The organism is Aliamphritea ceti, from assembly GCF_024347215.1.
Taxonomy (GTDB): domain Bacteria; phylum Pseudomonadota; class Gammaproteobacteria; order Pseudomonadales; family Balneatricaceae; genus Amphritea; species Amphritea ceti.
Window position 1 is genome coordinate 930,575 of sequence record NZ_AP025282.1, and the last position, 14,278, is coordinate 944,852.

Sequence of the window (14,278 nt, forward strand, 5' to 3'; positions counted from 1 at the left end):
AAGCACTTTGTTTTTATAAGTTAATCTTGAACTCCTCTTTTTTGAAAGATTCACTGTTTAATTTAATTACAAAATACATTTTGTGATAATAAAAACTAATGCGTGATTTTTATTTTATATAAATTTCTTGATCCAGATAAATATGATGCTATTTAAAATAATCATATTGAAACTTTTTTATATAAATTGACCATTGTCAGTTTTTTTATTGCCAACATGATTAATAGTGCATCCAGTATAAGTTATTTAGCCAAACGAAAACGTAAATAACCGCTGGAGATGTGGTCGATGAAAACATTAAAGTATGGACTATCCACAATTGGCCTGGCTATTGGTATGGCAACAGGTGGATTTTCTATGTCTGCTGTTGCAGCTGAACCTACCTTATCTGAAGCAGACTTTGCGAAAGCACAGTTACAGTACTTCCAGCGTTGTGCTGGTTGTCATGGTGTGCTGCGCAAGGGCGCAACAGGTAAGAATCTGGAGCCAAAGGAAACACGTAAAAAAGGCCAGGAGCGCCTGGAAAAAATTATCGCCTATGGTACTGAGGGCGGTATGAATAATTTCGACGATATTTTCTCTGAAGAAGATATTGCTAATCTGGCAACATTTATTCAGATGGAGCCACCGGTTCCACCAGAAATGTCTTTAGAGCAAATGCGTTCGCATACTAAAGAGTTTGTTGCCCCTAAAGATTATCCAACTAAGCCAATGCATGATCGCAACTGGGAAAACTTCTTTGTTGTTATCGAGCGTGATGCGGGCACAGCGGCAATCATCGATGGCGACACTAAAGAAGTGATTACCCATATCGATACAGGTTATGCAGTACACGTAATCAAAGGTACTGAGCACCACAAAATTGATCACGCAGAAGATATTGGTCGTTTTTGGTACACCATTGGCCGTGACGGCAAGGTTAACAAGATCGATCTATGGCAAACCCCTGACAAGATGCTAGTTGCCGAAACTAAGATGGCTTATGACGCACGTGATATTGCTGTTTCAGGCGATGGTAAATACGTTGTTGCTGGTGGTTACTGGCCTGCGCATTTTGTAATCATGGATGCGGTTACATTAAACCCATTAAAAGTTATTACTACGCGTGGTTATAACACTAAAGGTGAGTTTGTTAACGAAGCGCGTGTAGCTGCCGTTTACACTTCTCCAAATAAATCTGAGTTTACTGTTGCTGTTAAAGAAACAGGTCAGATGTTGCAAGTTGATTACAGCGATTTAGATAACTTAACAATTACTTCAATTGCCTCTTCAGAATTCTTGCATGACGGTTTTTACGATCCTACAGGCCGTTACTTCCAAATTGCAGCTAACGCATCAAACAAGATGGTAATTGTTGATACTGAAACAGGTAAGTTAGAAGCTCAAATTGATGTTGATTCACTTCCTCACCCTGGCCCTGGTGCTAACTGGAACGATAAAGACTGCGGCCCTGTGGGCGGCACAACTCACTTAGGTACTGGTTTAGTATCTGTTTGGGGTAATGATCCGGCTGGTCACGCAGATAGTGCATGGAAACTTTGCTACGAAGTTGAGACTGATGGTGCTGGTGCATTCATCCGTACTCATCCAACGTCACAATACGTTTGGGCTGACCAAATTAAGCACCCTGAGCCAGAAATTCAGCAATCAGTACAGGTATTTGATAAAGATACCCGTGAGATTGTTAAGACTATCCGTGTAACTGAAGAGCCAGGTAAGGCGGCACTTCACATGGAGTTTAACGCTGACGGTACTGAAGTTTGGGTGTCTGTCTGGAACCGTAAAGATGCGAAGAACCCTACAGGTGAAATCGTGGTTTACGATGCGAAAACTCTCGAAGAGAAGACGCGTATTAAAGGCCTCACTACACCAACAGGTAAGTTCAACGTTTATAACCGTATGAACCATAAAACCTAGTCAACATTGAGTGATTAATGTGGCAGGCATAACGGGTGTTATGCCTGCTTTTTGTTCGCTTTGATTATAGTTGAAGAGTTGATCATGGATAAAAATACATCAAGCAAGCAAGGCTTCTGGTCCCGTCGTCGGATACTGGGGGTTACCGCTGCCGGTGCTTTAGTATTTTTTGTTGTTGGGATTATTTTCTGGGGCGGTTTCAATACCGCTATGGAAGCCACCAATAGCACTGAATTCTGCATTGGCTGCCATGAAATGAAAAATAACGTTTACGAAGAATATAAACCAACTATCCATTACACCAATCGTACCGGCGTTCGCGCAGGCTGCCCTGATTGTCACGTTCCCCGACCCTGGGTTCATAAAATTATCCGCAAAATTAAGGCATCCAGAGAATTGTTTTATTGGGCTACCGGCAAGATCGATACGCCTGAGAAATTTGATGAACATCGTCTGGGTCTTGCAAAAAGCGTTTGGGGAGCCATGAAAAATACTGATTCAAGAGAGTGCCGTAACTGCCACAACTTTGAGTCAATGAACCCAGAATTCCAAAAACCACGTGCACGTAAGCAACATCTTAATTCCTTTGAAACAGGTCAAACCTGTATTGATTGTCATAAAGGTATAGCGCATCACGATGTTCGTGATCAGTTGAATGACGAAGAATTAGAAGCATTAGAAGCGCCGAATCCTAAGTTTATCAAACCAATACCAAAGGAATATTTAGAAGGATTGGCACGTGCAGAAGCTAAAGAAGCAGCTGTTGTTGCTAAACAAAAAGCTGATACAGAAGCGATTGTTAAGCGCGCCGTTGATGCGGCTAAGGCTGAAGCAAAAGCGGAAGCCGAAAGTAAGGAGGCAGCGGTAAGCACAAATTCACCTGCACAGAGCAGTAATATCAATGTCGATTGGAATAAGGCTGGAACAACCGATATTACGGTTTTCTACCCTGGTACCGCTTCTATGGAATGGGTTCTTGGTCGTAAGCATGGTGGCAAGCGTGCCTTTACTAAAGGTGATCGTTGTGTCGAGTGTCATGATAAAGAGACAGCTGCAATCGGTGACCTGATTGTTAGCGGTGAAAGTAAAAAGGTTGAAGAACCTAATCTAATTCCGGGTAAGCGCGGCAGTATTCCGGTAGAAATTAATACTACTTATGATGATGAAAATCTGTACCTGCGCTTTAGCTGGACAGATGGTGATCATGCTCCTGCCCCTTTTGTTGAAGGCGGTAAAATGGATCCTGAAAACCCAATGAAACTGGCGTTTATGCTGGCTACTGATGAGGTTGAATATGCAGACCGTGCCGGTTGTTGGGGTACCTGTCATGCCGATGCTGATGAAATGCCTTTTGCACCGGAAGATCAGGTACTTAAAGATTCTGAATTGGCAGCACGTTTAGATCTGAGTTCAGGTGTGACTAAGTACCTGAAAGAATCCCGTAGCAAAATTGAGCTTAAGGGACGTAAAGGTAAAGCGTTAGGCGGCTGGGATAAGTTGAAAGCTGAAGGTGATATCACTGCTGCAATGGCTGCTAATCAGTATATGGATCTGGTGCGTTACAAGTCAGGTTCAGACGAAACTGAAGATGGTCAGATTCTTGCCGAACGGTCTATGCATGGCGGCCAGGGCGCTGAAGTGGAAGCGTCTATGAAAGCTGGTACATGGTCTGTGGTCATTAAACGTAAACTGAAGTCTGATAAACCAGGTGATGTAAATATTGAGCCAGGTAAACAGTATAACTTTGGTTTCGCAATTCACGATGATTTTACTGGTGGACGTTACCATCACGTATCGCTGGGCTATAAATTGGCACTGGATGATGCCGAAGCAGAGATTAATGCGGTTAAGCAGTAACAAATAACCGCTTCTACTAGGATAAGAGGGCTTGTGCTTACAAGCCCCTTATTTTTCTAAAAATGCTGTTTCTTATGAAATTAGCTCTTTCAAATCTGAATTTTGTTATACGAAAGCATCGGTCTTTGACATGTGTCGGGGTAACAGGTGTGTTCTGGCTGCTATTATTTGCAGATAACCATTGAACATATAATTGCCCGAGAGCCCGATAATCATGATTGAAGAAATTGCTGCAGAGGTCAGACAGCATCTGTTACTTTCATCGCTATCTGATCAGGCGTTTGCTGAATTAATCAGCCATTGCCGGATTGTGCACCTTGGACATAACGAAAGTCTGTTTCATCAGGGCAGCGATGCCCATAGTTTTTATATTGTCCTGAAGGGTAGGGTTAAGCTATTTAGAGTATCTCCGGATGGCCAGACTAAAGTCATTGAAGTGGTCAGCCCAGGGCAAGCCTTTGCTGAAGCCTTGATGTTTCTTGATCAGCATAGGTATCCTTTGAACGCTGAAGGTATGGAGCCGGGAGATGTGCTACTAATTCCTCGTCAGTACTATAAAAAGTTGCTACTGGCTGAGCCTGAGTGTGCAATGCGTTTACTCGGCAGCATGGCGCTGAAGCTACATCGACGTATTAATGAAATTGAAACCTTGACGTTACAGAACACCCGCCATCGTCTGGGACATTATCTTTCTAACCTGGCACCTGATCAGACAGCGCAGAGCTGCAAATTTGATTTACCAATGGCGAAGCAACTGATTGCTTCGCAACTGGGTATGCAACCTGAGACTTTTTCCCGTCTGATTAAAGAAATGAAGAGTGCTGGCATTATTTCCGTACATGGGGCGGAAATCTGTGTACATGACTTATCGCGTTTGAGGGCCTTTGGGCACTAGCTGAATGTGTCGCTGCCGGTATAATGGTCATATATATAGAGCTTTTAGTCCGGCTCAGGTTATTACCAGCAGATAAGGATTTTTCATGTCACCGATTAAACTTGCCGCTCTGGCTTTCAGCGTTTTGCTGACCGGTTGTGCGACTTCAAATTTTGTACCGGTTGTAGAAGAACGTGGTCAGAGTTCAGTGGGAGAAACCCGTTCGGCATCTGATTCCCGTCAGGGTGTGATCGTGACACCGGTTGATCCTACTCAGCCAATCGGTTCTGTTACTCGGGTAGATACCAGTGGTCAGATCCAGTCCCGTTCGCTGGACAGTCAGCCGGTTAAGCCTGATGTGCTGCCTACACAGGCTACAAAGCCTATTAAAACCTCCGCTTCTCTGACACAGGCGCCGCCGCGTAATCCTGCTGTTATTGCATTGTTAAAAACTGCTTCTCAGCAACAACAGCAAGGATCACTGAGTTCTGCCCAGTCGAGTCTGGAGCGTGCTCAGCGGATTGCACCACGGGATCCTCAGGTGTATTACCAGCTGGCAGATGTTCGCTGGAGGCAGGGGCAATTCCTGCAAGCAGAGCAATTAGCATTGAAAGGTGTTGCGGTTGCAGGTGGTCAGCCGAAAGTTGAACGTCGTTTATGGCTACTGATAGCGGATATTCGTCGGGAAGGTGGCGATAGCAGTGGCGCTAAAAAAGCTCGCGAGAGAGCCGGACAGCTGTAACATTTGATGATGAATTAAAAGAGGCGCATTAGCGCCTCTTTTTTTATGTATGCAGTTTTTGTGAAAGGTTCTGCATAAGAGCTCTTCACAAGAGCTTAATTTAAGAGCTTTGTTTAAGGCTCGAGCTGAATGATATCCAGATCATTCGCGAAGATAATATCACCGTTATACTGCTTACGAATTTCAGCTTCGGTTTGCGCTTCTTTACCCAGGCTTCGGTTCATACGGTGCGAAATGACCAGTTTTTCGGGTTTGGTTTCTCCGGCAATTTTACCTATGTCGCTTGGCAGCATATGGAGTCTGGCTGCTACGCCGAATGCACTTTCCGGGACGGCGTTGTGGGCAACAATAATGTCGCTGCCTTTAGCCAGAGTACTGAAGGTATCGTACTGGTTGCTCATATCACCAGTGAAACTGATACTACAGCCGGCAATGTTAACTCGCCAGGCCGTTGCTGCAATGGGGCCGTGATTGACAGGAATTGCTTGCAGGCTGATATCATCATTTAATGCATAGTTGCTGATTTCTAGCGGCGTTAGTGGAACATCCGTGGTCTGGATTTTGTAAGCACTGCGCTGGTCTGGTTCAACAAAATTTTGCAGGTATGAATAGCTGCCTTGTGGGCCAAAGTTTCTACGTATGAATGTTGATGTTGATGGCATCACCCGGTTACCGGCCGGGCCGTAAATCAGTAAATCGCTGCGTCGTGGTGTAAAGAATGAGGCTTTAATAAAGGCTGGAAGGTCGGCGCTGTGATCGACATGTAAGTGGCTAAACAGAATAGCATCAAGATCTTCGATTTTAGCACCGCTTTTTTCGAAGTTAATCCCACTGCCTGCACCTGTGTCGAGCAAGATTCTGGCGCGGTTGTCGAGCTTAATAAGATAACTGCTGGAGGCGCGGTTATCAGTGAATTCAGGGCCGCCGGAGCCTAGCACTTGCAAGCTCACACGATCGGCGTCGCATTGATGACTGGCTTGCACAAAGCTGGCTGTTGTCAGAAGGGTTGAAGCAAAGATCAGACGTTGCAATGAGGTAAACATGGTTGGCCCTCTTCCGTGAAAAAGGGCCAAGATGCCGTAAGCCGGTACTTATTGCAAGCGGTCCAGCAGGGCTGGGATTTCATTAATATTATTAAGAACATGATCAGCATGTTCGCCCAGCAGTTCAGCTGTGCTGGTACCGGTTAATACACCAATAGCCATGCCTGCTTCAGCGTTGCGTGCCATTTCGATGTCATGAAGGTTATCGCCGACAACAATTACTTCTTCAGGTTTGAGGCCTGTCTCTGCACAGAAACCCATTACCATACCTGCGCCAGGCTTGATGCCGTGACCGGTGTCGTAACCGCAGATAAAGTCTAATTTATCCAATACATTGAAGCGACCCAGCGAGCTGTAAATACCTTGCTCACTGTCGCTGGTAGCAATACCCAGCTTTAGCCCCATAGCGCGGAATGTGTTGAAGAGCATACCAAGATCCGTAACCGGTACACTGTGTTCAGTACTGCCTTCCTGAAAGATAGTGTTCAATTCATTTACCAGCTCATCACTTATCGGACGGTTGATAAATGGCGCCCAATGTTCGGCAATTTCACGGTTACTTGCCGCAGCCAGTACTGAACCACCGAGAATGATGTTTTGTTCTACATCATAGCCGGTCGCTTCCAGCATTTTTGCTGCAACTAACTCATCACCATCCGCCATCTTTTTAGATGCCTCATGAATCAATGGTAACCAAGAAGCCATGAAGTCGATGAGTGTACCGTCTTTATCGAAGAGTAAACCTTTGTAATGGGTCATAGTCATTTTCTTATAGAACTGTGTGTGAATAACGGATCACTGCGACGGTTTCGTGTCGGGCGTGGCAGTGGGTATTTTCTTATCTACCTGGGAGCTGATCAGCTCCTCCTGAGGTGTTTGGGTCGTTTGACGGCGTAACCGGCTGGCACGTAACTCACCGGCACGGTCGAGAATAGGATAGGCAACCGATGCCAGATGCGAATTGATGCGCTTAATATCACGAAGAATATCGAGAAAGAGTGCGCTGTCGGTCGCTGGCGAATTCACTTGCTCACGCAAGCGGCGCTGGTGAGCGTTAATGGCGTTGTTTTCCATTTCGCGAATAGCTGTTTTTTGCTCGAGTAATTCACGGGCATTACCGACCCGGCCATTCATTAACACGGTAAAAGCAAGTTTCATATTGTTCTGCGTTGCCGCGTGCAGTTCTTCAATCGCTCGCATATCGGCCGTTGCGAACTGAATGTTCTGGCTGAGAGTGCGGGATATCAGATCGGCGAGACTGCTTTCAACAATGTCACCCAAGTGTTCCAAGTTAGTGGTAAACGACATGTACTGATTGCAGCGGCGGCGGTTCTTTTTTCCCAGATCCCGGCGGCTTAGCTCGGTCAGATAGTGTTTGATCTTCTCGTGATATTCATCGACCAGATCATCTGACTGAGTGATCTTCTTCAGTGTACTGTTGTCCCGTTGCTGAAGGGCTTCAATACTCTTATTTACCATGTTATCCAACAGGTCTCCCATGCGAAGTACCTCACGCATGGCATTGGACAGAGCTATGGCCGGGTTATCCAGTGCTGAGCGGTCCAGGTAACGAGGTTTGACACTATTCGCGTCTTCTTCACGTTCTGGCAATAACCTGGTAACCAGTTTGGCTGCCGGATTTACTAACGGCAGGAACAGTACCGCAAGGCCCAGGTTGAAGAACATGTGGAAGTTTACCAATTGGCGTGCCGGTGATTCGCCTAATTCTGGCAGCCATGCCGTTACGATATTCAGTAATGGCAGCATGATCAGCACACCGACGGTGCGGAAGATCAGATTCCCCAGTGGTGGACGGCGTATTGCTGGGTCAGCGCGCATAGTCGAAAGAATAGCAGGTAGCGCACCACCTAGGTTTGCACCAAGGATTAAGACAAAACCAACATGCAGTGGCAGTGATCCGGAGGCGCCTAAAGCAACAACTAACAGGACGGTTGCCAGGCTTGAATGTGCCAGGAAGCTGATCAGTGCGCCGATCAAAATCGCCAGGACAGGCTCATCAGCCAGTGATGATAGCAAGAACTGAATAGTCGATGAGTCCCGCATAGGGGACGACGCGGTCACAATGAGCTGTAATGCCAGCAGCATCAGGCCGAGGCCCAGAATGATCTGTCCCAGATGTTTCTGACGTTCACTGCGGGCATTAAAATATAAGCAGACGCCTGCAAAGATTAAGACGGGTTTGAGCAGGCTGAGATCCATCGACAGGGCTTGGGCAACCAGGGTGGTGCCAATGTCAGCGCCAAGCAATAAAGCCAGTGCAGGTGCGGCAGAAAGGCCCTGAGCGGCAAATGAACTGGCAAGTAACGCAGTTGCTGTGCTGCTTTGTAACATACAGGTTACGGCGATACCGACACCAAAAGCTTTGAAGCGGTTGCTCATACTGCGGCCGAGATGACGCCGCAGTTTACCGCCATAAGCGCTGATTATACTGGTCTTAACCATGGTTAGTCCCCAAAGAAGCAGGGCTACGCCACCTAGTAGGTTGATCAGAACTGTTGTGCCGACCGCTGTATGCATTATGCCATTACCATGTTGAGTCGATTGTCTCCTGCCGGGCGTGCCGGTAGTCAGATAAATAATAGATAGTCTCTGTATCTCCCGGGAGATACAGAGTCAGTTTGCCTGAGTTTTCCCGCAGGAAAGATCAGTTTCCTGCCGATTCCATCCGGCGTGTGCTGAGGACTTTTTCCAGCCAACCCAGTTCCATTTCCGGTACGGAAGAAAGCAGCAGGTCGGTGTAGTCATCAAAAGGTGGTGACAGCACGCTGTCTTTGTCGCCGAATCGCATCAGCTTGCCCTGATACATCACGGCGATGGCGTCAGAGATTGCCCGGACAGTGGCGATATCGTGCGTGATGAACAGATATGCAATGTTATGTTGCTTCTGTAAGCGTAGCAGTAGACGGAGGATTTCATCGGCAACCAGAGGGTCCAGCGCCGAGGTTACTTCGTCACAGATGATCATTTTAGGCTTGGCTGCCAGGGCGCGGGCAATACAAACTCGCTGCTTCTGACCACCGGAAAGTTCCGCGGGGTAGCGGTCCATATATTCTTCGCCAAGTTCGATCTGTTCGAGTAGTTCGACGGTCTGTTTGCGAAGCTCTGCACCGCTCACACCAAAGTAAAAGCCTAAGGGCCGACCGACAATCTGGCCAATGGTATGACGTGGATTCATTGCTACGTCTGCCATCTGATAGATCATCTGCAGTTCACGTAACTGCTCTTTGCTACGTGACTTAAGCGCTGCCGGTAATGTTTCGCCGTCGAACTCAATACTGCCTGACATCGGCGGTAACAGGCCTGTTACTACTCGTGCCAGGGTTGACTTACCTGAGCCGGATTCACCGACAATTGATAAAGTCTGACCAGGCTTCAGGAACATAGTGACATCGTGCAGAATCTTATTCTTGCCGTCGTATGCTGCGTCGATCTGATTGATCTTCAGGATCGGTTCCTGATCACAGGGGGCAGCCTGATCTTTCTCAATACCACGAACACTTACCAGATCTTGTGTATAAGTCTGCTGCGGATTATTGATGATCTGGTCGGTACTGCCGTATTCAACGGTTTTACCGTGTCGGAGTACCATGATGTCATCGGAAATCTGCGCCACAACTGCAAGATCGTGAGTGATATACAGTGCAGCCGTTCCTGTATCAGCGATGGCATGCTTGATGGTTGCCAGTACGTCAATCTGGGTGGTTACATCCAGCGCAGTGGTTGGCTCATCAAATACAATCAGGTCAGGCTTGGAACACAGTGCCATAACTGTCATAGCACGTTGTAACTGACCCCCGGATACCTGGTGCGGATAACGGTCGCCAAAGTTATCAGGGTCAGGCAGGCCTAACTTGTGATACAGCGTATTAGCATAGCTTTCTGCTTCATCGCGGCTCATCAGCTTATGTTCCAGCGCCGACTCAATGATTTGATCACCGAGACGGTGGGCTGGATTGAAAGCGGCTGCCGCAGATTGCGCAACATAAGCCACCCGTGCACCGCGTACTTGCCGTATCTGGCCGTGATTGTGAGCCAGAATATTCTCACCGTTTAACCAGACTTCGCCACCGCTAATGTGACAGCCGCCACGGCCATAAGCCAGGCTGGATAAACCAATGGTTGATTTACCGGCACCGGATTCACCGATTAGTCCCAGTACTTTTCCTTTCTCTAAAGAGAAAGAGACACCTTCAACAATGGTGATGGTTTTTGCTGGCTGGCCTGGTGTATGACTGGTGACAGAAATCTGCAGGTTTTTGACGTCGAGTAAAGTGCTCATTCCCGGCCTCCTTTCAAACTACTGGTACGGCTTAGAATTGAATCCACAACGAGATTAATACTGATAGTGAGTGTGGCAATCGCTGCCGCAGGAATCAGTGCTGCAGGAATACCAAAGACAATACCGTCTTTATTTTCCTTAACCATACTTCCCCAATCGGCTTCCGGTGGCTGAACACCAAGACCCAGAAAACTAAGGGTACTCAGGAACAGAACGGCGAAAGCAAAACGCAAACCGAATTCAGCAAACAGTGGCGATAGCGCGTTTGGCAGGATCTCACGGAAAATAATCCACAGGTTGCCTTCACCACGTAAACGGGCCGCTTCAACATAATCCATTACTACGATATCGACGGCCACAGCACGAGACAGACGGAATACCCGAGTCGAGTCCAGAACTCCCATGATGAGGACCAGAAACAGCATGTTTGCTGGCAATACTGACAGTACAACTAATGCAAAGATCAGTGTTGGAATTGACATCATCAGATCGTTCATACGGCTTAATATCTGGTCGGTATGGCCACCGCTAACGGCTGCCAAAAATCCCAGAAATGTACCCATGAAAAAGGATAACAGAGTCGCAGCACCGGCAATAAAAAAGGTGTTACGTGCCCCGTAAATCAAACGGGAAAGAATATCCCGTCCTAACTGGTCAGTACCCAGTGGAAATTCAAGAGACATTGGTAACCATACGTCACCAACAATCTCTACTTGAGAGTAGGGCGCTACCCAAGGAGCAAAAATAGCTGAGAGGGCGAATACCACCAGGCTTACTAAGCCAATCCGGGCACCCCAGGATAAGTGGCTGAGAAAACTTTTCAGCCAGTGTGGCTTATGTGGAGCAGCCTGAGCTGCGCCAGCGCCGGATAAATCAGAAGCAGTTGAGTTCATTATTTTTATTCCTGGCCTCTTATTTTGGATGACGCAGACGTGGGTTTGCAATGATCGACATAACGTCGGCAAACACATTAAGCAGGATATAAATCGCTGCGAAAATAAGACCTGTGGCCTGTACAACAGGAACGTCTCGCTTAGTTACGTGGTCAACCAATAATTGTCCCATACCCGGATAGACGAAGATAATTTCAACGATAACAACGCCGACTACCAGATACGCCAGGTTCAGTACTACAACAGTAATGATTGGCGAAATAGCATTTGGAAAGGCGTGGTGGAAAATAATCTTGAATGGACTGATGCCTTTTAGTTCAGCAGTTTCTATGTATGCACTGGACATCACATTGAGAATAGCCGCACGGGTCATTCGCATCATGTGTGCTAATACAACCAGCGTCAGGGTAGCGCAGGGTAAAGCAATGGCGGTCAGTTTTTCGCCAAGTGACATACCTTCATAAACCAGTGAGCTGGAAGGTAACCAGCCAAAGTTAACTGCGAATACTAGAATCAGTAAGTAGCCGATAAAAAACTCGGGAAGAGATATCGCTGTAATTGTCGTAATAGAAATAAGTTTATCGACAATACCGTTTCGAAAGTGAACCGCAACCATGCCTAGAATTACCGCCAGCGGTACGGCAATAATTGCAGTAGTCGCAGCCAAAAACAGTGTGTTGCCCAGACGTCCGCCGATCATAGCGCCGATGTCGCGACCACTGCTCAGGGAGTTACCCAGGTCACCTTGTAAAATACCACCCAGCCAGGATAAATAACGCTCCAGTGGAGGTGTGTTAAGACCCATGTCAGCCCGTAGGTTAGCCAGGGCTTCCGGGGTGGCGCTTTGACCAAGAATACTCTGCGCAACGTCGCCAGGCAGCATTTCAGTGCCGGCAAAAATCAGTGCAGAGATGGCCAGTAAAAGCCCAAGGCCAAGCGCAATGCGCTTGACCACCAGGGCTGTCAGAGAGTTAGACGCAAGAGCCATTGTTTAAACCAACCAGCAACGGATCAGGGAGTAACCATTGGACATTTCACCGGAAGGGTCGCGAACATAGCCGCCAACCTTTTTGGATACGCCATCAATGAAGTCGTTGAAGAACGGAATCATTGCTCCTCCGTCATCGCGAACCATACGGCCCATATCGCTGTATATCTGCTTACGGTTTGTACGGTCAGTCTCAACACGCGCCTGAGATAACAACTTATCAAATTCAGGGCGACGCCAGTTAGTGTCATTCCAGTCAGCATCTGATTTGTATGCTACGGCATACATTTCATCCTGGGTGTTACGGCCACTCCAATAGGATGTACAGAAAGGCTGTGCATTCCAGACGTTAGACCAGTAACCGTCAGCAGGCTCACGCTTAACTTCAACCTTGATGCCTGCTTTAGCAGCTTGCTGGCTAAACAGAATTGAAGCATCTACTGCGCCGGCGAAAGCTGCATCAGAGGTACGCAGAACAACCGGGCCAGTGTGGCCAGATTTCTTGTAATGGTATGCCGCTTTATCCAGATCCTGAGTACGCTGTTCAATTGAATCATCAAACAGGTCGTATGCTTTGTTGATTGGGAAATCGTTACCAACAGAACCGTAACCTTGCAGAATACGTGACACCATGTCTTCACGGTTGATCGCATATTTCAGTGCCAGACGCAGGTCCAGGTTATCGAAAGGTGCAGTGTCAGCATGCATCAGGAATGGGTAGTGACCCTTACCTGAAGTGTTTTCAATCGTAATGTTTGGCAGGCGTGCCATTAATTTAGCCGTTTTTGCAGCTACTACGTTTGCAATATGAATGTTGCCAGACTGCAGGGCAGACATACGGGCAGTCTGGTCGTTCATTACGCGTATTTCGACAGTGTCAGCGTGACCAACTTTATCGTTCCAGTAGTCTTTGAATTTCTCACCAACGTGACGGATACCCGGCTCGTTTACAGTAACTACATATGGTCCGGTACCGATACCAGCATTGGGATCGTCGAAACCGCCACCTGGCTGAATTGTAAGGTGGTAGTCGGACATCAGATATGGCAAGTCAGCATTGCCTTCTTTCAGTTCCAGGATTACCTGATACTTACCGTTAGCTTTAATGCTTTCGATATCACGCATGATACCCAGCGCACCTGACTTAGTGTCTTCGCCTGAGTGACGCTGTAGTGTTTTCACTACGTCGTCAGAATCCATTTCTTTTCCGTTGTGGAACAGCACGCCTTTCCGCAGAGTGAAGGTCCAGGTTTTAGCGCCGTTGGACGGCTCCCAAGAAGTTGCCAGATGAGGAACAGGCTCGCCGGCAGGGGTAATGTCGACCAGGGTTTCACCCCAGGTACGCAGGAAGCTGTAAGGTACTTTGGATGCGTTCAGAGCCGGATCAAGAACGTCAGTGGAGCTGCCGCCTTTCAGGCCAGCAATCAGGTGACCGCCTTTTTTTGGTGTTTCTGCAGCCAGAACACCCTGACTTAAAAGCGTGGAAGCCAATGGTGCTGCTACACCAATAGCTGCTGCATGGCCCATGAATTCGCGACGGCTCAGTCGGCCTTTTGCCGCTTCAATAGCCAACTTATTTAAATCGTGTGACATGTCTACCTCGTTTTATTATTCAGTTAAGTAGCCGGTGGTCACCGGTATGCGTAAGCAGGTTTGGCATCTAT

At 47.3% G+C, this 14,278-nt stretch carries 11 protein-coding genes; 4 read left to right on the forward strand and 7 right to left on the reverse strand.

Annotation, left to right across the window (positions count from 1 at the left end):
- The first annotated feature begins 288 nt into the window (after window positions 1–288).
- From OCU49_RS04220 to OCU49_RS04235, 4 genes are all read left to right on the forward strand, one after another.
- On the forward strand, window positions 289–1,917 hold the full coding sequence (locus OCU49_RS04220; RefSeq protein ID WP_261843742.1) for a cytochrome D1 domain-containing protein: 1,629 nt from the start codon (window positions 289–291) through the stop codon (window positions 1,915–1,917).
- Between the two features lie 84 nt (window positions 1,918–2,001).
- Window positions 2,002–3,774: a NapC/NirT family cytochrome c gene (locus tag OCU49_RS04225; RefSeq protein WP_261843743.1), complete on the forward strand. Its 1,773-nt coding sequence runs from the start codon at window positions 2,002–2,004 to the stop codon at window positions 3,772–3,774.
- Between the two features lie 214 nt (window positions 3,775–3,988).
- Window positions 3,989–4,669, forward strand: a complete 681-nt coding sequence (locus tag OCU49_RS04230; protein ID WP_261843744.1) for a Crp/Fnr family transcriptional regulator — start codon at window positions 3,989–3,991, stop codon at window positions 4,667–4,669.
- Between the two features lie 85 nt (window positions 4,670–4,754).
- Window positions 4,755–5,390 (forward strand): tetratricopeptide repeat protein, encoded by a 636-nt coding sequence (locus OCU49_RS04235; protein ID WP_261843745.1) that lies wholly within the window; start codon window positions 4,755–4,757, stop codon window positions 5,388–5,390.
- A gap of 113 nt (window positions 5,391–5,503) precedes the next feature.
- Here OCU49_RS04235 and OCU49_RS04240 read toward each other — a convergent pair whose 3' ends face one another.
- The 7 genes from OCU49_RS04240 to OCU49_RS04270 all read right to left on the reverse strand — a co-directional run bounded on the left by OCU49_RS04240 (window position 5,504) and on the right by OCU49_RS04270 (window position 14,207).
- Window positions 5,504–6,433, reverse strand: a complete 930-nt coding sequence (locus OCU49_RS04240) for an MBL fold metallo-hydrolase (protein WP_261843746.1) — start codon at window positions 6,431–6,433, stop codon at window positions 5,504–5,506.
- Window positions 6,434–6,481: 48 nt separating this feature from the next.
- Entirely contained in the window at window positions 6,482–7,192 is a 711-nt protein-coding gene (locus OCU49_RS04245) for an HAD family hydrolase (protein ID WP_261843747.1), read from the reverse strand.
- A 36-nt stretch (window positions 7,193–7,228) separates the two neighbouring features.
- Window positions 7,229–8,971, reverse strand: a complete 1,743-nt coding sequence (locus OCU49_RS04250) for a Na/Pi cotransporter family protein (protein WP_261843748.1) — start codon at window positions 8,969–8,971, stop codon at window positions 7,229–7,231.
- A 127-nt stretch (window positions 8,972–9,098) separates the two neighbouring features.
- A complete protein-coding gene (locus OCU49_RS04255) occupies window positions 9,099–10,733 on the reverse strand; it encodes an ABC transporter ATP-binding protein (RefSeq protein ID WP_261843749.1) in 1,635 nt (544 codons plus the stop codon).
- Window positions 10,730–11,626, reverse strand: a complete 897-nt coding sequence (locus OCU49_RS04260; protein ID WP_261843750.1) for an ABC transporter permease — start codon at window positions 11,624–11,626, stop codon at window positions 10,730–10,732. Before OCU49_RS04260 ends, OCU49_RS04255 begins: the two co-directional genes overlap by 4 nt.
- Window positions 11,627–11,645: 19 nt before the next feature.
- Entirely contained in the window at window positions 11,646–12,614 is a 969-nt protein-coding gene (locus OCU49_RS04265; protein ID WP_261843751.1) for an ABC transporter permease, read from the reverse strand.
- Window positions 12,615–12,617: 3 nt separating this feature from the next.
- The gene (locus tag OCU49_RS04270; RefSeq protein WP_261843752.1) at window positions 12,618–14,207 is read right to left on the reverse strand and encodes an ABC transporter substrate-binding protein; all 1,590 of its coding nucleotides are present in this window, start codon (window positions 14,205–14,207) and stop codon (window positions 12,618–12,620) included.
- Window positions 14,208–14,278: the final 71 nt, after the last annotated feature.